Genomic DNA, 22,449 nt, shown 5'->3' with positions numbered 1-22,449 from the left:
GGGAAGAACCTCTTTTCATTATGATTTTATTGACTCTCATCAACATTAATGAGATTGCTTACATACTTAATCTTATTATTCAGAACATCATCATAAAACTGCTGTTTTGTGTCAATATATTCGATACATTCGTTGAGTTCCTGCAGTTTTTCCAGTAATGCTTTTCTTTTTTGCTCTAATATAATTTTCCTTTCTGTAATAGAGGATTTGCCCTTTAAGCAAAGCTCAACATACTGCTTCATTTCTGTAATTCCCATACCGCATTGTTTTAAACAAGACAAGCTCTTTATCCATGCAATATCTCTATCATCAAAAATTCTGTAATTGTGTTTATCCCTTTTTACATTGGGTATCAATCCTTCATTGCAGTAATATTTTAACGTTTCATAGGTCATGCCTGCTCGTTTACATACTTCTTTCATTGAATACATAAAAAACCTCCAAAAATAACATTAAAATTTTAAAATTACCCTTTCAATCAAGAATTAACCTTTGCATTTTACCACAAAATTATAAAACGTTAAGTGAGAAGGTAAATTCGTGATTTTTCTACTCCCTTGATTTTGCAGGACTGAAATCATGTTTTACCAGTTTACGGGTTACTTAAATAGCGTTATAATGCATTTATAGAGGTCTGTTTCCATGAGTGCAAGCATGGTAAACAGGCATCTGGCTTAGCGTGCAAGACTAAATTCCACATACCTTTTTCGTGCAGGATTAAATTCGGCAGTGGATTCCGTCTTGTATATAGGTTTATTTTTTGAATAAGGAAGGCTTCAGTGAGACCTCATCTGCAGGGATTTCCCTGAGCTTAAGGAGTTTATGGAGCTTGTTATTCAAAAGAAGCTGGGACAGCCTGAACGGAGTGCAACTGTTCAGGCTGTCCCTCGCTTCGCTATTGATGTGGTTCATTAGTTTTATGGCATCAGCCTGTGTGTATGGATCCAGACTTTCGCCTTTGGGAATCACATAACGTATATATTCATGATTCTTTTCTATCATGCCTTTCTGCCAGGAACTGTTCGGATTACAGTAAAAAATCTTTGTGCGGATTTGGCCATTTCTATCACACTCCAGACGGGAAGGGAACTGGAATTCAGTTCCATTGTCGGTAAGAATAACCGGAAACAGTTCCCGAAAGGTTTCTATACCAAGCTTTTTCGTCAACTGATCAAATACTCCAATGACATGATCCTGGGTCTTTTCTTCCAAAACAAAAATCAGCATAAGAGAGCAGTTCCGAAAGAACATCGTCATAAAGGCCTGTTTGCTGTTATCTCGTCCACCTTCCACTGTGTCCATTTCCACAATCGGAATCATAGGATTTTCCTGTATGTATTTCTGAAAATCTTCATAGGTTCTGCCAATACGAAATTCCTTAGCAGCAAGGCTTATCCTTGTACCTGTTTTCCTTGGTTTACATTTATAACGCACTTTACGCCTTAGATCTATATTCCTGGCGGTAAATACACCCTGCTCAATGTAACTGTAAAGAGTTTTACGACTACAGGGAATCTCATGCCCATGAAAGGCATAGATATGGGCCAAGGATTGACCCTGCTTTAACAAAGGTGAAATTAAATCATCCAGCATTGCGATATCGGCAGGATTTTGGTTGATGCCTAAACGGCAGGATACAAGCAGTTCCTGATATGACTTATCCGCATTTTGGGCGATATAGAATGCTTTATGCTTATTACACCGTTTGCTTTTAGGGCAGCTATTGCAGACATAAGGAGCTTTTCGGACGGAAGGACATTGTGGTTCTTTGTATTCAGGACAAAGATAAGAACATTTAACAACCTGCAGTTTTACATCAAAACAGGATTTGCACATTTTCACACAATCCTTTTCATCACAGAGGAACCGCATGGTACATTCTTTGAACAGAGCACACCGGGACGGCTTTTGGGGATCAGCGTCATAAGGCTGAAAAGTGCGGTATTTCTTCACTTCTTTTGTGATGGTGCTTGGATGTTTATCCAGCTTCCTTGCAATGGCAGCGAAGGAAAGTCCCTCATTCAAGCCCTTTTCGATATGGATACGTTGACTGGTAGAAAGATGCTTCTGGTCATATACTTTTTTCTTGGGCATAATAGACCTCCTTTATCGGAGGAATCCACCATCTTTACCATACCATATATCGTGTAAGACTAAAATCCTCTAACACGAATTTAATAGGTGAATCACGAATTCACTTTAACATTTAACAACAAAATTATAAAACGTTAAGTGAGAAGGTAAATTCGTGATTTTTCTACTCCCTTGATTTTGCAGGACTGAAATCATGTTTTACCAGTTTACGGGTTACTTAAATAGCGTTATAATGCATTTATAGAGGTCTGTTTCCATGAGTGCAAGCATGGTAAACAGGCATCTGGCTTAGCGTGCAAGACTAAATTCCACATACCTTTTTCGTGCAGGATTAAATTCGGCAGTGGATTCCGTCTTGTATATAGGTTTATTTTTTGAATAAGGAAGGCTTCAGTGAGACCTCATCTGCAGGGATTTCCCTGAGCTTAAGGAGTTTATGGAGCTTGTTATTCAAAAGAAGCTGGGACAGCCTGAACGGAGTGCAACTGTTCAGGCTGTCCCTCGCTTCGCTATTGATGTGGTTCATTAGTTTTATGGCATCAGCCTGTGTGTATGGATCCAGACTTTCGCCTTTGGGAATCACATAACGTATATATTCATGATTCTTTTCTATCATGCCTTTCTGCCAGGAACTGTTCGGATTACAGTAAAAAATCTTTGTGCGGATTTGGCCATTTCTATCACACTCCAGACGGGAAGGGAACTGGAATTCAGTTCCATTGTCGGTAAGAATAACCGGAAACAGTTCCCGAAAGGTTTCTATACCAAGCTTTTTCGTCAACTGATCAAATACTCCAATGACATGATCCTGGGTCTTTTCTTCCAAAACAAAAATCAGCATAAGAGAGCAGTTCCGAAAGAACATCGTCATAAAGGCCTGTTTGCTGTTATCTCGTCCACCTTCCACTGTGTCCATTTCCACAATCGGAATCATAGGATTTTCCTGTATGTATTTCTGAAAATCTTCATAGGTTCTGCCAATACGAAATTCCTTAGCAGCAAGGCTTATCCTTGTACCTGTTTTCCTTGGTTTACATTTATAACGCACTTTACGCCTTAGATCTATATTCCTGGCGGTAAATACACCCTGCTCAATGTAACTGTAAAGAGTTTTACGACTACAGGGAATCTCATGCCCATGAAAGGCATAGATATGGGCCAAGGATTGACCCTGCTTTAACAAAGGTGAAATTAAATCATCCAGCATTGCGATATCGGCAGGATTTTGGTTGATGCCTAAACGGCAGGATACAAGCAGTTCCTGATATGACTTATCCGCATTTTGGGCGATATAGAATGCTTTATGCTTATTACACCGTTTGCTTTTAGGGCAGCTATTGCAGACATAAGGAGCTTTTCGGACGGAAGGACATTGTGGTTCTTTGTATTCAGGACAAAGATAAGAACATTTAACAACCTGCAGTTTTACATCAAAACAGGATTTGCACATTTTCACACAATCCTTTTCATCACAGAGGAACCGCATGGTACATTCTTTGAACAGAGCACACCGGGACGGCTTTTGGGGATCAGCGTCATAAGGCTGAAAAGTGCGGTATTTCTTCACTTCTTTTGTGATGGTGCTTGGATGTTTATCCAGCTTCCTTGCAATGGCAGCGAAGGAAAGTCCCTCATTCAAGCCCTTTTCGATATGGATACGTTGACTGGTAGAAAGATGCTTCTGGTCATATACTTTTTTCTTGGGCATAATAGACCTCCTTTATCGGAGGAATCCACCATCTTTACCATACCATATATCGTGTAAGACTAAAATCCTCTAACACGAATTTAATAGGTGAATCACGAATTCACTTTAACATTTAACAACAAAATTATAAAATAGGTATTGACCGGTAGTAACTACCGGCTATTATAATCAGATTATATTTAAAAAAGTACAGAATGTCAAGGAGAGTTAAAATATGGAATATGTAACATTGAGTAATGGCGTAAAGATGCCAAAATTAGGTTTTGGAGTATTTCAGATATCAAAGGAAGATTGTGAAAAATGCGTACTCGATGCGATTAATGCAGGATACAGACATATTGATACAGCACAATCTTATTTCAATGAAGAGGAAGTTGGAAATGCAATCAGCAAATGCGGGATTGTAAGAGAGGAATTATTTATTACTACAAAGGTATGGATTGACAATTATGGTTATGAGAAGACAAGACAATCTGTATTAAAGTCCATGGAAAAATTGAAGGCAGATTATATAGATTTGGTGCTGCTTCATCAGCCGTACAGTGATTATTACGGTGCATATCATGCATTGCAGGATTTATATGAGGAAGGAAAAATCAGAGCAATCGGTGTCAGCAACTTTTCACCCGACAGATTAGCGGATATGGTCGCTTTTAATAAGATTGCACCGCAGGTAAATCAGGTTGAAACAAATCCACTTCATCAACAGATCAATGCACAGGAAAACATGGTGAAACGTGGTGTCCAGATGGAAGCATGGGCACCGTTTGGAGAAGGAAAAAACAACATGTTTAATAACCCAATATTAAAGGAAATCACAGATAAATATGATAAATCTGCCGCACAGGTCATTTTAAGATGGCTTACGCAGAGGAATATTGTTGCTCTGGCAAAGTCTACTCATACAGAACGAATAAAGGAAAATCTTGAGATCTTTGATTTTCAGCTTTCAGAAGGGGATATGAATAAAATCACAGCATTAGACACAAAGACAAGTTTATTTTTTAACCACCAAACACCGGAAGCAGTTGATGGATTCGTAAAAATGATTGAAGAAAGAAAAGGACGAATATAATCTTGAAAGTCAGGGAGTAAATGCAATGAAAAAAATAATCAATCTATTATCAGGGATAACACTTATACTTGCTCTTACAGCCTGCGGAACATCTGGAACAGTTATTATCGCATGGCTTAATGAGTTAAATGAATAGCAACAGATCTTCAAGCAGGCGGTTGAATGGGGATGTCGGCTATAAATTTACAGAGGATAAGAACAATTGAAAGGCGGGACGTTCAGACCAGCGTGCGAAGCAGAAACTGTCTGAAACGTCCCCTGCCTTGCAGAAGTGGCTTCAGCCACAACTGCGTAATAAATAAACAACAGCATACGTTCTATTGATCCTAAGAATCAGCGTCTGGATAAGCCTCCTCTTCATCGAGCTCCCGCATCAGCTCCGGAAAGCTTTCTCTCTCAAATTCCTGTATGGATATGGACTTCTTATTGGGATTGGCAAACACAAAGGTCTTGTCCACGTTTTCCACATAATTCTGGATTTTATCATTGGTTGCGCTGATAATGGCCTGGAAGCCCAGTCCTCTGATCAGCTCAATGCAGCTTGCCACCTTTTCTGCATCCATTTTGGAAAACGCTTCATCAAGCACCACCAGGCGGAGAGTGGGATTTCTCTGTATCTTTGGAGACAGGCTGATCCGGTAAGCCTGGGCAAAGCTGGCCAGTAAGGCCACGTAAAGAGGGTTTTGTCCCTCTCCACCGGAATTCTTCTTGATCATCTTGCTTAAGCGGATCTTAATGACCTCATCCTCGTTCTGGATGATCTGCTGCATATCAAAGGATAAATACGTCCGGTAATCCGCATATTTATCCATGTTCCGTTTGGCCTCCTCCATCTGCTCCGGTGTGGCGTTTTCCGGCGGGATGAAAATGTTTATTAAGTCATTGATGATTTCTCCGTACTGATTCTCGTGCTCCATGGTGAATAAGTTCATCTGGTCATCCAAGGAATCCGTAAGATAGGCAGGATTTACCTCCAGGGAATCATCCATGAACATGTCATAATATCTCCCATCCGGTCCCTTATTCCTTCCAATGACAAATTGGTACTTGTCCTTGCCGAAATCCAGTCTGCTGATGATCTTGTTCAGCTCATCCTTACGCAAAAGCGCATCCCTTATGGCACTTCGGATCTTGAACATAAAGTCATCTTTAAAATGAAGTACTGCAGACTTTGCCTGCTCGGCAGCCATCTGTTTATATTCCTCCAGATTTCCGCACTCCATGGTCTCAAGAAGGCGTTCGTACTCCCCATTTTCCTTTGTTGTTAAGGAAAAGTTCCGGTTGGGATATTTTCTGGCGTAATCACCTCTGGCACCTACAAGGACCTGGAATGCCTGGTCACGTGCTTCTTCCGCCTCCCTGCATTTTCCCCAAAATTTATTCTTCAGTTGGTCGTACCGATGAGTTTCTTTGCTTCCTAAAAATTCCTTTACCTTGTTTTCCAGTTCTTCATCCGGTTCAAATTCCTGTTCTTTTAAAACCAGCTCTTCCTGTAACTGCAAGGATTCCCTGCGAAACCGTTCAGTTTCGCTGTTAATGCCAAAAATCAGCTTATCAACCGCCCTCTGCTCCTCTCTTTTCCTTTCGCAAAGCTGTAAGACGGCTTCTCTTTCCTTCACCCATTCCTCTACATCCTGGGCCTTCAGTTTTTCCAGCTTTTGTTCCAGCCGCCTGATTTCTTTTTCCTTTTCCTTAAAGGCCGCCATATCCTGCTGCCACTCTAAGTAAACCCCCACTTCCTCGCTTAAGCCTTCTATGGATAAAATCCGGCGGCATTCCTTTAAAACCTGTTCCTGGGGCCTTTTCTCTTCTTCCATGGAAGCCAGGTTCTTTTCCAGTAACCGAATTCTTCTCCGGACGCTGTCCTTGCCGATGTAGGCAAATTTCGTATAATTATCGGGATTCATATGCTGTAAACGGAAGGTATGATATAACATGCAATCAGGGGTCACCCCAATGCGGCAGCGGCGCAGTTCTTCCAAATTCCTGCACTTTACTACCTTTCCTAAAAGCAGATCAATGTACGGCTGTAAATAGGCTTCTCTTACTACAATCTCTTCCGCAAGACCGTCTTTCAGCACTTCATAAGAATTCTGCCCCACCTTTTCCGTGTCCAGGATAGCAACATTGAAATATTCTGACCTTTCCAGTTCCTCGTAAACAGCCATAGCCGCTTCGGAATAAGCCGGAGCCACTACCAATGACAGCTTGTTATTGCCCAGATAACCTTCCACCGCATTTCTCCAGGTTTCATCCCTGATATCCAAAAGATCCGCAAGCACATGGACTTCCACCGCCTTGCCGGTTTCCTCTAAAAGCCGCTGCTGGATCAGAGATCTGGCCCGTTCCAGATACTTGGGATACGCCTTGTTTCCGGCCTTTAGCTGGGCTAGCTCCTCACTTGTCTGGCGCTCCTTTTTCCGTATATCCCGGAGGATCCCTTCTGCCTCTTTCTGAGTTTCCTCTGTTTCCTTGCGCATATCGGCAATGGATTTTTTCAGACGGTTCAGCTTTTCCTCATTAATGGTATTCTTTTTAAATTCTTCAATGTCCCATATGGTCTGGTTGGAAGTGACCTCTTCGTCTACCCATTCCTTTAACCTCTCCCCTGTCTGCGCCCACTTAACAGAGCTTTTATTTAAATGACTTAACAATTCCATTGCAGAGTCCAACTGATTTTTCAAATCCTCATAGCCTGTGGAAGAAATCCTCCGAAGCAGCTCATTTCCCTGCAAGGTCAAATCTTCCATCTGCCTTTCCAGGGCCGCTTTTTGCTCTTCCTGGCGGCTTAAATCTTCTCTTGCAAGCCCGGATTTATCCGTCAATGCCTGAATTCTGGCCTGATAATCCAGGATCTCCATCTTGCGGAAGAAATAAGTATTTTCACCTATCTCCTCTTCCTTTTCCCGGAGGGCTGAGAACGTTTCCCTCATTTCTTTTAAATAAGCGATTTCTACACCAGTGTCTTCAATCTTTTTTCGCATCCGCCCGTACTGCATGACACTTTCCTGCATGTCCTCAATGTGGATATCCTGCTCCATGCAGATATATTCCTTTACAAAATCCTCCAGCTTGATATTCATGCGGAATGGAATGGCACGTTTGAATAAAAGGGGGAATTTTTCCGAATCAAGACCGCCTAAGTATACATCATACAGCTGCCTGCGGAACCGCTCGTTATGGGAGGTTGCAAAATAATCTTCTTTGGGGTAAATGGTCTGCAAATAAGCAGACACTTCCTGAATCGTCATGGTCCTGGAACCGGTACGGTATCCGTTTTCCCAAAGAGGGCCTTTGTGCCAGAAGAATTTTCTGGATATTTCATTGGTGGTTGTCTCCACATCAAAAACAATTCCAACGCACTGGCATTCGCCCGTATCCGTCCGTTTCAGTTCCAGCACAATGGTAGTGGAGAAATTCTGGTTCCGCAAATAGGCAAATTCATTATTCTCACCGATATTCACCATACCGCGCAAATATTCGATCAGACTCCGGTCGGAATCATCGGCCGCTGCTTTATTAAAGAATCCCCGGCCGTCGGTATTGGCATAAAGGAGAATCTGCATGGCATCAATAACCGTAGACTTTCCGCTGCCGGAATGTCCGGTAAAGAAGTTGATCCCCTGGTTAATGGATAAGGTTTTCCGGCTGATATAATGCCAGTTATTAAGGAGTATCCGGGACAGGGCTTCAAATTTCTGATTCGTCATCGTCATCGTCTCCTTCTCCAAGTGCTTCTAACAGGGCCCGCACGTCATCTCCAAACAATACCACATTGATGCTGGGATAGATGATCATGCGGCTGTCCCCGTCTAAGTCCTCCAAAATATCCAGAGGTTCTAAAATTTGATACTTTTTTAACAATGTAATAGCCCGGCGGATTTCCGTCGGTGAAGGCTGTTTCTTAAATAATCGGTAATTTCCCAGCTTTTCATGAATCTCGCTTAATGTGGTGTAGATGTTGACACTGGTGGAAACTGCCGCCATCTGCTCATCATAGATCAGTTTTAAGATCAGTAAATAAAGGGTAGCCAGTTTGGGAAGCTTGTCTCCCACCGTATTCTCTCCCTGGATATAAATAATGCCCAGCTGGCTGTTTTCCAGAACAGACACTCCGCTGACTGCCAGATAGGCCCGGATAAATTCCAGATGCTTATTACAGATTTTAAATTCCGGATTATAGGCAAACCGGTTGGTACGCTTGTCGTACTTATGCTCCAGAACAAAGGTCTGCTGCAGAAGAAGCCTTAAACCTGCTCTTACCTCTTCCTTTTCTCCCTGTCCCAAAGCGTCAAAATATGGAATCTGGCTGATGATGCCAGCACTTTCTTCATAGGTCATGATTCTTTCCTCCTTACAAATACCAGCTTTGGATAGCGGTATCTGCCGTTGTCAATGAGCTCCGCCTCCTGCTCCTCCACCTGATACATGCTTTTCCTTCTGGTAGAGTAATCATAGGCCAGTATCAGCTTTTCAAATTCCTCAGGAGAGCTCACCGTATCTTCCTTTACCTCCATACGGCCATTTTCCAGATGGGCTTCGATATAGCTTTCGATCTCCTTCCGGCTGTAGCGGCTTTTTAAACGGTTTAGATTCAGGATCTCCTCCATGGTTAGCTCTGCGGGCTCTTCCTCCGGCATTAAATTTTCTTTAAAGCATGTCCTGGTCCTTCTCTTTTTATAGAGGGATTTTTCAGAGAGAATGGATACCTGGGATAAATTCATGAGGCCTCCCACTTCCTTTATAGCCTCATCCGGATCCTCTGTTTCAGACAGATGATTTAAAAGCCTGATAACAAGCCCCTTCATGCTGTCCTCCTGATTTAACAGATAGTTAAGCCTTGTAACCGTAGCGCGGATATAACGGGAATGTTCCTTGTCCATATTGGCAATGCGGTGCTCGATATCGTCAAATCCCCGTTCGATCTGATCCAGCTTTTCTACAATATCCCCTGCCGTTACCTTCTGGCCGCTGCGGCGGCTCATCTGCTCGATCCATTCTGTATCTTCCCGCATGGAACTGATCCACCGCTTAATATCATTTTTGTAAAGATAGAAATTATCCGAAGTTTTCAACATATGGTACTTCTTTTTTACGATTTCTTCCACATATCCTTCCAGATGTTCCTTTAACAGTTCCCCATATGCTCTCTTCTCCAAAAGGCTTGCAAAGAATTTGTCCATGTTGTGAAGCATGTCCTGCAAAGTCTTGTTAAGCCGCTTTGTATTAATGTAAGCCGTATTCAAAAGGCTTACACCGGCCCTCGGATCATTTTTCAAAGAGAAGAGGATTGCATAAACGTTCTGGATATAAATCTGGGTCTCATCCTCTTCATCACTTGCAAGCTTAAAAAACGCCTCGATCATGACGGCAGCATAATCAGGAATTACGATATTGACCGTCATGGAGGCATAGTCATCCACTTTCCGAAGCCAGCCTGCCCTTAACAGCCAGTTTAAGACCCTGACCGCAGTCGGCTCTAAGGCGTCCGCCTCATCTTCCAGCTCATCCTGCCAGATGACCAGCCGTTTTGCCGTAAAATATTCCTCCAGAACCTGAATACACACCTCCCGGCTTAAAAAGTAGTTGCTGTATTCATATTCCTCATTGATTTTTAACAAAGCTTCTATGTAGGTAGACCGGTTAATGGAACGGAACAATCCCCAGAACCGGTCCGGTATCTCATTCATTAATATCATTTGATTCTGCCTCATCTCCTGTTTTTTCTGCTTCTTTTGACAAAAACCATGAAGTACCGGCCTTATCTTATAAAAGCAGACAAAAAGAAACGGCTATCACCATTTTGACAGCCGTTGATCTTCGTTTTCACGGGTTTTTCTTTTAACCCAAGGCCTCTTTCTTTATATTATAGCAAAAATCCCTCTTTCTTACAATAAAATTATGGAACCGGCCTTTCATTCTTCCGCTCAAACAGCCCGGACGCACCCGAAAACTATCATTGCCCGCCCACATTCCATATGGTATCATGGAAGGAGAATACAAATGATATTTGGTTAGGAGAGTCCCCGAATATGAAATTTAACAATCCAACATTTTTTAAATGGTTTAAATCAATCTTGCTGGTTGTGGTAACGATTTTATTGTTGTGTTCTATTCTGTGCGGCTACATGCTCGTTCTGCTCCGGAACAATACCATCCAGATGAGCGGCAATCTGACCCAGTATATTCAGACAAATATTGATTCCCGCCTGTTTGAGCTGTATAAATACTCCTCCTCTCTCGAACTCCATCCTGCCAACATTTATCTTAAGAAATTAAAAACAGCTCCGAAAACCATCCCAGCGAAAGTCTATCAGTTCAGTGATCAGATGTTAAACTATAATTATTCCAATAAATTAATTGACAGTATATTCATATATTACCCTAATTTACATAAAATTGTGGGCAATTTAGGCTGCTATGATGCAGACTCTTATTATGCCCTGGATAATCTCCTGTTGTTAAATGGTTATGAACAATGGCTGAACACTCTCACCATGGAATCAGACAGCGACTTTGCCTACCTGCAGTCAGACAGCCGAAACCAGTTCTGTTATATCCGGAAAATAAAAAACGCAGAGGAACTTGTAGGTTACCTTGTTTTTGAGTTGAATGCAGATGAGCTGCTAAATACTTCCCTTATGACGGAAAACTCCGGGGATCCTCATTCATCTCTTGGTATTTTACTGGATGGCCAGCTGATTGCCTACACTGGTAACAGCGAGGAATTGACCCGGCTTGCCGCATTGCTGCCCGACACACTGGAGGCCCCAGTTGTTCTGGAGGAATCCGCTTCCCTGCTGTATGCCAGACCCTCCTCTTTAAAGAATCTGTGTTATTTAAACGCATATTTTCATAAGAAAAACTTACAGCCTGTTTATATCACTCTGGGAATCTGCATCTTGGGTATTATCATATGCGGAATATCAGGCATCCTCGCTTCTGTACTCATCAGCCGAAAGAATATCAAGCCCCTCATTAACCTGCTGGATAAAATCGGAGGCACCCCGGATAAAGAAAATGATGAATATGCGACCATCCATAAACGATTCGACCAGTTAATCAAAGATTACTCGGACAATACCGAGAAAGTACAGGAACAGCAGTCCCTGATTAATAACTTCTTCTTAAAAACAGTACTTTACGGCGACGTGCATAGCGAATATGCTATTTTTAATGTTGCCAAAAGATGCAATATCTTATTTGAGAATCCACGTTATCTGATCGCCATAGCCGAACCCGTTTCGGCAAGGCCTCAACTGGATGAAGACCTGCTTTTAACAATTAACAAATATTGGGAAACACACCATTTTGATGTGATATCTTCCTTCCATGAAGGAAATATTGTGATTCTTTTTAATATTGAGGAAACCATTTCACAGAATACGATTTCAAAGCTTATAAAAGAAATGAAGGCAGAGGTGTTCGGAGAAGACAAATGGGTTATAGCCCTTGGTTTAGATTATGACGGTCTTGTCAATATACAATACAGCTATGCCCAGGCTGTCACGGCTCTGCATTACCAGATAAAACCGGAATCCTCTGTCATATGTTACAACAACTACATGGAAAATATTACATCACCAGGTTTATCTTATATTGATACTTTTGAAAATTTCTCAAAGAATATGATCCAGAACGATTATAGTGCCGCGCTGGTACTGGTACCCGCTGTTTTTGACAACTATTTTTCGGAAGAGGATTCATCAGAAATTACTAAAGTAAAATTCAGAGCCATACAGAATCTTTTACTAAATGCCAAGCAGAAAGTCAAACAGGAGATTCAGACTTCCGGATGCAGTATTCACACAGCTCAGATTCTGTCCTGCACTTCCCCTGCACAGCTGCGCGAGTATACGCAATGTATTTTAAAAGAACTATCAACCCCTTCACAAAGTACCAAAAATGGCACGTCCAGCATCGCTGAACGCGCCAAAACCATTATTCTAAGGGATTTTTCTGATCCGATGCTGGGGCTTTACCGGATTTCGGCAGAACTGAATATCAGTGACTCTTATCTGTCCACTACCTTCAAAACCGCCTTTGGCATCGGTGTGGTACAGTATATCAATTCCCTGCGGATCGAACAGGCCAAAAAATTAATCTGCGACACAGATTTAAGTATCCGGGAGATCGCATTAGCCGTAGGATTTTCCAGTGATGCATCCTTTATCAGAGTATTCAAACGCTACGAACTGCAGACGCCGAATACTCTGAGAAAGAACCAGAAATAACTATATCCTCTTAATAATTTCCCGGTTTATTTTCCGGCGAAGCTCAAACAGATAATTGCTGCTGGAGGGGTATGACTTAAATGTCATTTTTTCCTTCTCTCCTTCCAGAATCAAAGACTCCACCGTTTCCCGGTTTGTCAGGCTTTCCAGTAAATCCATGGCCCGCAGGTCATAAAAAGCTTCCATCTGCACCTGATTCCTGATGGAGGAAACTACACTGCCTCCCTCTCCCGGATACACCAGATAGGGATCTCCGGAAGGAAATGCAAAGCCTGCATGGGTTTCTGCATAAGGATCGATATGCCGGAGGGAAAAAGCAGAATTATAAAAATTATAGCCCCAGTGCAGGAATCCCTTGATGCGGTACAAGTACATCAGCACTCCCATAATCCGGTTTCTCGCACTTGGCATCGCATAGAACCGGTTTGGCACATCCACGCATTGTACGCAGCAATAATACACCCACAGATCCTCCACACCATGGTCAATAAATGGCTGGATATGGTCATCTGCCGGAATTGGGTGCTCGACGATACCCTGCTTGTAAAATTCGTAGCTGCTAAGCGCATCCACAATGGTATATCCCTCTAGCAGATCAGTAACTTGTTTTTTGGCTGCCAGATAACTCTCCAGATGTTCTTCCCCAGGCTCATCCGAAATATGGAAAAACAGCTGATTCTTTTCATATCCGAGATCTGCCAGCTTCCCAAGAAGCGCTGGTACAAAGCTTTCCAGAAAATACCGGTACTCTGCGGAAACAGCTTCCACCTCCCAGCCAAAGATCTGCTCCTTACCGTTCTCTGTTTCAGCAATGATCTTTGGTGTGGCATATGCTCCCCACTGGGTAAAGAAATGAGCGATTTCCAGATTCTCAATCCCATATTTCCTGCATAGCTTACACCACCGCTCCAGCTGATCAAATCCAAATCGGTACTGCCCTTCTTTCCGTATCACCTCCACCAGCTGGACGGTTGTTCGGTCCCCTCCCACTGCTGTATCCAGCGGCTGTGTAAAAACAGGCGTTAGCAGCAGATTAATCCCGCACTCTTCTCCTGCAAAACGGATATAGTTCTCAACAATTTGCCAATGCTCCTCGCCAAAAGCTTCAACATTGTAATAGTCCGCCAGACAATCCGTATGAAACCACTCTGTATGCAGAAGCCTCTGCTCCGGTAGGACCGCCGGAAGTACCTGTAGCTGCAAGGTCTGCTTCCAGTTCTGTTCCACTGCATAGGGATTATGGATAATCACGCCGTTTGCACAGGTTGTTATCTCTTCCGCTTCTGCTGTAATTGATATCTCATGGCTCCCCGTTTCCAGGTTCCTTAGATCAATATCAATCCAGATGCTTCTCATCTGACCGGTAACAGGTAACACCGTGCCATCAAAAGGTAACAGCACATCGGGAAACATGCCCGCTTTGGTAGTAATATAATTCGTATCATATTCTGCATAGCAGGGATAATCCGAAGGTACCAGTCCCACCTTTCTCATTCTCGCCTTTGCGCCGGATACCTGGATGCGAAATTTCTGCTGCGGCATCCCACGCTCTCCATCCAGGGCAGTGTATATCAGCTGAAAAGATACTATTTCATTCCGAAATCCCTCCAGATTCCAGCCCGGCTTCCATGTTTCCGGCATACAATCCGGAAATACCTTCTCCAGGGAATGTGTTAAAAAAAACTCATAACGTACCATAGATAAAAATCCTCCTTTTTTCTTATCCTTTGATTCCACTCATCGCAATTCCTTCCACAAACTGTTTCTGAAGGAAGATATACAGAAGAAATGGTGGCAAAAAAGTCAATGTGGAGCCTGCCATCACCAGGCCATAGTTCGTTGAATAGCTTCCCTTCAGCGCAGAAATCGCAAGTGTCAACGTCTGTCTCTCCGGTTTTGTCACGATCACCAGCGGCCAGAGGAAATCATTCCAGCAGGTGATGAAGGTAAAAATCATCAAAGATACCATAACCGACTTAATCAGCGGTATCACGATAGAAATAAATATCCGGTTCTCGCCGCATCCATCAATACTGGCTGCTTCCAGAAGCTCATCCGGTATGGTCACCATAAACTGCCTGATCAAAAAAACGCCAAAAGCATTGATAATCGGTAAAAAAAGCGCAGGGTAAGTATTCATGAGCCCCAGTTTTTTCATGATGGTAAATACCGGAATCAAAGTTACCTGTCCTGGAATCATCAATGTAGCAAGATAGATGCTAAATAACTGGTCGCGAAACGGAAACTTCTTCTTGGCAAAAGCATAAGCCGCCATAGAAGAGATGACGCAGTTGAGCACACAGGCAGAAACTGTCACAATGATACTGTTGGCCAGATTGGTAGCCAGATTGAAATTTCGGAATACGCGGTTATAGTTAATAAAACTGAAATCTGCATTTTCGAAGTTCAAATCCAGCACTGTTTTCTGTGTCAATGATACCAGCATCATATAGATAAAAGGAGCCATAGCCAGAAGCGCAGCAAATAAAAGAACCGCCCCGATGGTGATTTTGAATAACCAGCCTCTCTTGTCCGCTTTCCTCATGCTGCCTCCTCCCCTCTGTCCTTTAATAATAATTTCTGCATAAACGATATAAACAGTACAAATACAAACATGAGCAGGGCGATGGCACTTGCATATCCCATGTTATATTCCTTAAATGCCGTATTATAAATTGTCAGCACCAATGTAACCGTGCTCATACCAGGACCGCCTCCCGTCATGGTATACACCAGATCGAACACCTGAAATGACCAGATCGTACCCAGGGTCACAACCAGAAACGTCACGCTGGACAGGCTGGGAAGTGTAATATATATAAAGTTCTGTACGGTTGATGCACCATCTACTTCAGCCGCTTCATACAAACTCCGGGGAATGTTCATGATTCCCGCATAATAAATCACCAGAAAGTATCCTACATTCTTCCAGATGCTGGTAATGCAGATACTGATCAGTGAAGTGGACTTTCCGCCCAGCCAGTTGATATGCGGAATACCGAAAAGTCCCAGCACATGATTCACAACACCTGTGGGGCTTAACAGAATCGACCATAAAGTACCAACCAGGATCGCGGAAGCGATAACGGGAATGAACAACGAACTCTTAATAAAATTCCCAAATCTGGTTTGGAACCGTTCTGCAATAACTGCCGCAAATATCAACGAAAGCATCGTCTGCACAGGCACTGTGATGAGTGTAAATATAGCTGTATTCTTCAACGACGCCCAAATATAAGAATCCTTTAGCATCCTGGCATAATTTTTAAGACCCACGAACTGGGCTGGCTGCAAAACATTATATTTAGTAAAGCTGAAATAAACATTCATGATAATGGGGACTAAAGAAAAGACCATAATCAGTATAAAGCTGGGCAGCACATATGCGATACCGGTTAAAGCCTCTTTTTGTTTGCTCTTCATAGACTTCCCTTCCTTTTGCCTGGATAAAGTTCTGCCTGACGAATCAGATTCTGTCAGGCAGATCATGGACCACTAATTAATACTTTCTGAATACTCTACTGTTTTCTGAATCGCCTCTTCCGGCGTTAAATCTCCCAGCATCATCAGCTGTAAATTCTTGTATAAAGTATCCATGACTTTAAAGGAACCATTTGCAACAGGCAGGGTATGTAAATATTCATTCTGAGTCTCATACATGTCTTTAAACACTGGGTTATCATTATATTCCTCATCCTTAGTAATCGGAGGGAACCCGGCAATCTCTTTATGGAAGCTTGACATCACCGGTGCAGACGTCATGTACTTAATAAGTTTCACTGCTAATTCTTTATTTTTACATGCATTGCTTACAATCAGTGCATCGGATGCTACCCATGTAGCCTTTGTCTCTTTCTCAAAACTAGGGATAAATGACCAGTTGATGCCAGCATCAGTTAATACACCTGCTGATTTTGCATCCATAGAAGCTACTGCTATACGGTCTTCACAAAACTGGGTTCTTACATCATCCCCGGACAACGCCAAACTTTCATCTGTTAGCACACCATATTTGAATTTCAAATCATAAAGGAACTGCGCCGCCTCCACAGCTGCTCCATTGTCCATTAGTGCAACCTTACTGCCATCTTTATTATAGATATCCCCGCCGGCCTGCCATAAATATGGATAATAGATATTATTTAACGCACCGATTGCCGGATCCGCCCATTCCTGTGCAAAAGGTATTACATTCCCCAGATTTGCTTCTTTCACCTGCACCAGAACCTGGGTTAGTTCATCCCATGTCTTCGGCAGCTCTGTTATTCCTGCTGCCTTCAAAATGTCCATGTTGAAATATGGAATTCTCGCATTCCCTACAATAAATGGAATTGCATACTGTCCACCTTTCATATTCCCCTGATCGAAGTAGAGATAATTATCCTTCTCTTCCTGAGTAAAATAACTATCTACATCTGCCAGTGTCCCCATCTCAATAAAATCATTGAACATCTCCAGATACATATAGCCTACATCCGGGCCTTCGCCAGAGGAGAAGCCTGTCAGATACTTTTCTTCATAATTTCCCCAAGGCGTAATTTCAATCGAAAGTTTCACATTGTTCTCTTCCGCCCACGGCTCTAATGTCTTAGTCCAGAATTCCTTATCCAGGGAATCTCCTGTTCCAAATGGAGGCATCCATAACAGAAGATTAACCTTCTCCCCTTTATCTGCTCCTTTTGTGCTGTCTGCATCACTGCTTACACTGCTTGCCGCTGCACTTGTTTCTCCGTTTTCTCCTTTTCCGCACCCCAATAGAGAAATACTCGTCATTGCCGCAACCAACAAAACACCCAATACCTTTTTTGCTTTCATAAGCTCGCTCTCCTATTCTCTGTTCTCCTTTTGTTACTGCTTCGTAAGCACTCTTATCTTAGCAGATTATTTTAATATCTTAAATGTTCAATTTTTTATGGATTTAAGCAATTATTATATAATCAAGCGTAAAAATTCATGTTTTATATAATAAATTTACATTTCTTTCGTTTTACGCTTACATTTCTTTCGTTATTATGCGTTTAACAAACTATTTTTTATTGGAAGTTATATAAAAATTGTATATTCAAGCAATATACCAACGGCACTCTCAACTCCCATACACCGCAATCTTTTGATCTTTCCTTCATCCATCTGCTATATTTACACTGTATACCTTCGGACAGTTATTGGGTGGGCGAACTAAAAAAACACCTAATCCTCTCCACCTTAAGCAATGGGCGAAAAAAGGCAGCTGCTGCACGGCTCTATCCATGCATCAGCTGCCTGACGATTCTCAAACATTAATCTTTAACGTTTCCAACATCAATAACGGATTCTTTCATTTCCTTCTTTTCTTCTGTCCAATCGGAAAGGCCGTCTTCCTCTTCCTTTGACACTTCCCCATTTTCAGAATCCTTATTCTCTGCCTTCGGCTCCGGAATTCCCTTTGCCTCCCGGAATATCTTCATGAATTCCTTACCGGTAATGGTCTCTCTCTCGATCAGGAATTCTGCGATCTTATCCATTACATCCCGGTTTTCTGAGAGAAGGCTCTTGGCCTCTTCATATGCTTCTTTCAGCATCCTCATGACTTCATCATCCACCTGGGAAGCAGTGGCTTCCGCACAGTTCATTACAGTACGTCCGCTTAAGTACTGGTCTTCCCTTGCAGCCAGGCCCATAAGTCCGAATTTCTCCGACATACCATATTGGGTGATCATAGCACGCGCTACCTTGGTAGCCTGTTCAATATCATTCGCTGCACCGGTGGTAACGGTGTCAAAGACGATCTCCTCTGCCGCACGTCCGGCCAGATAGCCTACCAGCATGGCATGAAGCTCTTTCCTGGAGTTTAAGAACTTTTCTTCTTCCGGCACATGCATTACATATCCCAAAGCACCCATGGTTCTTGGAACAATGGTGATCTTCTGCACAGGTTCCGAATCCTTTTGAAGGGCACTGACCAGGGCATGTCCCACTTCATGATAAGAAACAATGCGCCGCTCCTCTTTGTTAAGAACACGGTCCTTTTTCTCTTTACCTACAAGTACCACTTCCACAGCCTCAAATAAGTCCTTCTGTGCCACCGCATGACGGCCGTTTTTCACCGCAAGGATGGCGGATTCATTGATCATGTTGGCAAGATCGGAACCAACGGCTCCTGAGGTTGCCAGAGCAATGGAATCTAAATCAACCGTATCGTCAAGAAGCACATCCCGGGCATGAACCTTTAAGATATCCACACGGCCTTTTAAATCCGGCTTATCCACGATGATCCGCCGGTCAAAACGGCCTGGGCGGAGAAGCGCAGGATCTAGGATTTCAGGCCGGTTAGTTGCTGCAAGCACTAAAAGTCCCTTAGAGGAATCAAAACCATCCATCTCAGAAAGCAGCTGGTTTAAGGTCTGCTCTCTCTCATCGTTTCCTCCGCCGAATCTGGAATCACGGCTCTTACCGATGGCATCTACCTCGTCTATAAATATAATACAGGGAGCAGATTCCTGGGCCTGCTTAAACAAATCCCGGACACGGGAGGCTCCCACACCTACAAACATCTCTACAAAATCAGAACCGGACAGAGAATAAAAGGGAACATGGGCCTCTCCTGCAACAGCCTTGGCAAGCAGTGTTTTTCCCGTTCCTGGAGGTCCTACAAGAAGCGCTCCCTTAGGAAGCTTTGCACCGATCTTTGTATATTTTCCAGGATTATGGAGAAAATCCACGATTTCAGTTAAGGATTCCTTAGCCTCATCTTCCCCCGCCACATCTTTAAAGGTAATGCCTGTTTCCTTTTGCACATAAACCTTGGCATTGCTCTTTCCAACGCCCATAAGTCCGCCGCCACCGCCGACTCTGCGCATCATGAAGTTTAAAAGAAATCCCATGGCTGCAAACAAGAGCAGATAGCTGACAATGGTCTGAATGAAAAAGTTGCCGTCACGGCGGGTCCTTAGGGTTTCCACTCCGGCAGTGCGAAGGCGCTCAGCCAGATTTAAATCGTTGTCCATCCTTACCGTATAATAGGTAACGCCAGGTTTATATCCTTCCCAGGTTTTCTTGGGGTTTATGGTAATCTTCGTATCTTCTACATTAACCGACTCCACCTGCTTTTGATCTACCATATTCATAAAGGTATCGTAGCTCAGTTCTTTATTGGTCCTCGTCGTAATCGCGCCGTGCAGATAAGAAATCCCTGCTACCGCAATAAGAAACGCGATGACCCATATGGCGATGGCCTGGGTATTCTTCGGCATCTTATTATTATTATTTTGATTCTTGTTATCCATCTGTGTGAATTCTCCAATCCGGATAGTTTCTACCCATTTTATACCTCTATCATTATAGTGTCAGTTTCCCCATAAATCAAGAAAAGAATTATTAAATCCTTATAAACACCTGGGCTGGTTTTATTTAACAGCCATGAATTTTTACCATAATAATGCTTTCATACAATATTTTATACTTTATATTCTTAGTTTTTTTATAAGACACTGGATTTTTTCAAAGAATAGCTGTATAATTTCTTTTTTAAAAATATTCCCATACCATTACAAAAGGAGGTTACACTGTTATGTCAGTGAAATACGTATTTGTCACCGGAGGAGTTGTGTCCGGGCTTGGCAAAGGTATTACCGCAGCATCTCTTGGACGTCTGCTTAAGGCCAGAGGCTATAAGGTCACCATGCAGAAATTTGATCCGTACATCAACATTGATCCTGGCACCATGAATCCAGTGCAGCATGGTGAGGTTTTCGTCACCGAGGACGGTGCTGAAACCGATCTCGACCTTGGCCATTACGAACGATTTATCGACGAAAATCTGACTCAAAATTCCAACGTTACTACCGGTAAGGTCTACTGGACCGTACTGACCCGTGAACGGCGCGGGGACTTCGGGGGAGGCACCGTACAGGTTATCCCTCACATTACCGACGAAATCAAAAGCCGTTTTCACTGCAGCAACAGCAACTCCTCTGAAACAGAGATCGCCATCATAGAAGTAGGTGGAACGGTAGGCGACATCGAAAGCCAGCCTTTCCTTGAGGCGATCCGACAATTCCAACACGAAGCAGGCCACGAGAACGTCATTCTCATCCACGTGACCCTGGTTCCATATCTAAAGGTTTCCGGCGAACTGAAAACCAAACCCACCCAGTCCAGTGTAAAAGACTTACAGGGGATGGGGATCCAACCCGACATCATTGTATGCCGTTCCGAACTGCCCCTTGATGACGGAATCCGAAGCAAAATCGCACAATTCTGTAACGTTCCCAAAACCCATGTACTCCAAAACCTGGATGTGGAAGTATTGTATGAGCTTCCTCTTGCCATGGAGGAAGAACATTTAGCTGAAGTCGCGTGTGAAAGCTTAAACCTTCCCTGCCCCAAACCAGACTTGGCGGACTGGACCTTAATGATCGAAAACTGGAAGCATCCGGAAAAAGAGGTGACGGTCGCCTTGGTTGGCAAATACATCCAGCTTCATGATGCCTATATTTCCGTAGTGGAAGCATTAAAACACGGAAGTGTCTTCCACCGGGCGAAGGTTCATATTAAATGGATCGATTCAGAACTTGTTACCGATGAAAACGCGGCCAGCCTTTTCAGTGATGTGAACGGAATTCTGGTCCCCGGCGGTTTTGGCAGCCGCGGCATTGAAGGAAAGATCTCATCCATCCGTTATGCCCGGGAAAACAACATTCCATTCCTTGGCCTCTGTCTTGGAATGCAGATGGCCATCGTGGAATTTGCACGCCACGTAGCGGGCTTTGGCGACGCACACACCTCAGAGCTCAATGAAGAAACTACGCATCCGGTTATCCACTTAATGCCGGACCAGAACGGCATCGAGGACATCGGAGGCACACTGAGACTTGGCTCCTATCCCTGTATGCTGGACAAATCCTCCAAGGCTTATGAAGTATATGGGGAAGAGCTGATCCATGAGCGTCACAGACACCGCTATGAGGTAAACAATGATTACCGCGATGATCTGGTAAACGCTGGGATGAAGCTTTCCGGTATCTCCCCGGATGGACGGATCGTGGAAATGATAGAAATTCCATCTCATCCCTGGTTCATCGCCACACAGGCACATCCGGAGTTTAAATCAAGGCCTAACAGACCTCATCCGCTGTTTCGGGATTTCATACGTGCGGCCATTGAAAACAGTTAACTATTAGATTATAACATAAAATTGGGAGTTCGGACACTTATTAAGGATCCGGACTCCTTGTTTTATTGTTAAAATAATATTTTTCTTTAAATTATAATTTTCTTTCATTTTTTTCTTGCACTTTTTCAATCTTCTGTATATAATATAATGCAACGTGTATCTGCACGAGAGACAGTTGTGTTTG

Annotated in this window: 14 protein-coding genes; 3 read left to right on the top strand and 11 right to left on the bottom strand. The window is 43.0% G+C overall.

Annotated elements, in window-relative coordinates; genetic code table 11:
- Positions 1-26: 26 nt before the first annotated feature.
- The 3 genes from BMW45_RS13915 to BMW45_RS13905 all read right to left on the bottom strand — a co-directional run bounded on the left by BMW45_RS13915 (position 27) and on the right by BMW45_RS13905 (position 3,802).
- The gene (locus BMW45_RS13915; protein WP_092244646.1) at positions 27-431 is read right to left on the bottom strand and encodes a MerR family transcriptional regulator; all 405 of its coding nucleotides are present in this window, start codon (positions 429-431) and stop codon (positions 27-29) included.
- Between the two features lie 322 nt (positions 432-753).
- Positions 754-2,094 carry an IS30 family transposase gene (locus BMW45_RS13910; RefSeq protein ID WP_092240044.1) on the bottom strand — a complete coding sequence of 447 codons (1,341 nt, stop codon included), beginning with the start codon at positions 2,092-2,094 and terminating at the stop codon, positions 754-756.
- Between the two features lie 367 nt (positions 2,095-2,461).
- Complete coding sequence (locus tag BMW45_RS13905) at positions 2,462-3,802, bottom strand: IS30 family transposase (RefSeq protein ID WP_092240044.1); 1,341 nt, start codon at positions 3,800-3,802, stop codon at positions 2,462-2,464.
- 214 nt (positions 3,803-4,016) lie between these two features.
- Here BMW45_RS13905 and BMW45_RS13900 point away from each other — a divergent pair, with 214 nt between their 5' ends.
- Positions 4,017-4,877 carry an aldo/keto reductase gene (locus BMW45_RS13900; RefSeq protein WP_092244643.1) on the top strand — a complete coding sequence of 287 codons (861 nt, stop codon included), beginning with the start codon at positions 4,017-4,019 and terminating at the stop codon, positions 4,875-4,877.
- A 326-nt stretch (positions 4,878-5,203) separates the two neighbouring features.
- Here the strand turns inward: BMW45_RS13900 and BMW45_RS13895 are convergent, their stop codons facing one another.
- Genes BMW45_RS13895 through BMW45_RS13885 form a run of 3 tightly spaced genes read right to left on the bottom strand, consistent with a single transcriptional unit; the run spans position 5,204 to position 10,576 of the window.
- Positions 5,204-8,587 carry an ATP-binding protein gene (locus tag BMW45_RS13895; RefSeq protein ID WP_092244640.1) on the bottom strand — a complete coding sequence of 1,128 codons (3,384 nt, stop codon included), beginning with the start codon at positions 8,585-8,587 and terminating at the stop codon, positions 5,204-5,206.
- On the bottom strand, positions 8,568-9,218 hold the full coding sequence (locus BMW45_RS13890; RefSeq protein WP_092244637.1) for a DUF4194 domain-containing protein: 651 nt from the start codon (positions 9,216-9,218) through the stop codon (positions 8,568-8,570). Before BMW45_RS13890 ends, BMW45_RS13895 begins: the two co-directional genes overlap by 20 nt.
- Positions 9,215-10,576, bottom strand: a complete 1,362-nt coding sequence (locus tag BMW45_RS13885; protein ID WP_092244635.1) for a Wadjet anti-phage system protein JetA family protein — start codon at positions 10,574-10,576, stop codon at positions 9,215-9,217. The genes BMW45_RS13890 and BMW45_RS13885 overlap by 4 nt, the downstream gene beginning before the upstream one ends.
- 333 nt (positions 10,577-10,909) lie before the next feature.
- Here BMW45_RS13885 and BMW45_RS13880 point away from each other — a divergent pair, with 333 nt between their 5' ends.
- Positions 10,910-13,111 carry a helix-turn-helix domain-containing protein gene (locus tag BMW45_RS13880; protein WP_166433354.1) on the top strand — a complete coding sequence of 734 codons (2,202 nt, stop codon included), beginning with the start codon at positions 10,910-10,912 and terminating at the stop codon, positions 13,109-13,111.
- Here BMW45_RS13880 and BMW45_RS13875 read toward each other — a convergent pair whose 3' ends face one another.
- The 5 genes from BMW45_RS13875 to ftsH form a co-directional block, all read right to left on the bottom strand.
- Complete coding sequence (locus tag BMW45_RS13875) at positions 13,112-14,809, bottom strand: DUF4091 domain-containing protein (protein ID WP_092244629.1); 1,698 nt, start codon at positions 14,807-14,809, stop codon at positions 13,112-13,114.
- Between the two features lie 22 nt (positions 14,810-14,831).
- A complete protein-coding gene (locus BMW45_RS13870) occupies positions 14,832-15,656 on the bottom strand; it encodes a carbohydrate ABC transporter permease (RefSeq protein WP_092244626.1) in 825 nt (274 codons plus the stop codon).
- Positions 15,653-16,534: a carbohydrate ABC transporter permease gene (locus BMW45_RS13865; RefSeq protein WP_092244623.1), complete on the bottom strand. Its 882-nt coding sequence runs from the start codon at positions 16,532-16,534 to the stop codon at positions 15,653-15,655. Before BMW45_RS13865 ends, BMW45_RS13870 begins: the two co-directional genes overlap by 4 nt.
- A 72-nt stretch (positions 16,535-16,606) precedes the next feature.
- Positions 16,607-17,926, bottom strand: a complete 1,320-nt coding sequence (locus BMW45_RS13860) for an ABC transporter substrate-binding protein (RefSeq protein WP_242883025.1) — start codon at positions 17,924-17,926, stop codon at positions 16,607-16,609.
- A 464-nt stretch (positions 17,927-18,390) separates the two neighbouring features.
- Positions 18,391-20,376: an ATP-dependent zinc metalloprotease FtsH gene (ftsH, locus tag BMW45_RS13855; protein ID WP_092244621.1), complete on the bottom strand. Its 1,986-nt coding sequence runs from the start codon at positions 20,374-20,376 to the stop codon at positions 18,391-18,393.
- A gap of 284 nt (positions 20,377-20,660) precedes the next feature.
- Here ftsH and BMW45_RS13850 point away from each other — a divergent pair, with 284 nt between their 5' ends.
- Positions 20,661-22,265, top strand: a complete 1,605-nt coding sequence (locus BMW45_RS13850; RefSeq protein ID WP_092244618.1) for a CTP synthase — start codon at positions 20,661-20,663, stop codon at positions 22,263-22,265.
- Positions 22,266-22,449 lie beyond the last annotated feature (184 nt).

The sequence above is a fragment of the Lacrimispora sphenoides genome (assembly GCF_900105215.1).
GTDB classification, from domain to species: domain Bacteria; phylum Bacillota; class Clostridia; order Lachnospirales; family Lachnospiraceae; genus Lacrimispora; species Lacrimispora sphenoides_A.
This window is presented reverse-complemented; position numbering and strand designations above follow the sequence as displayed.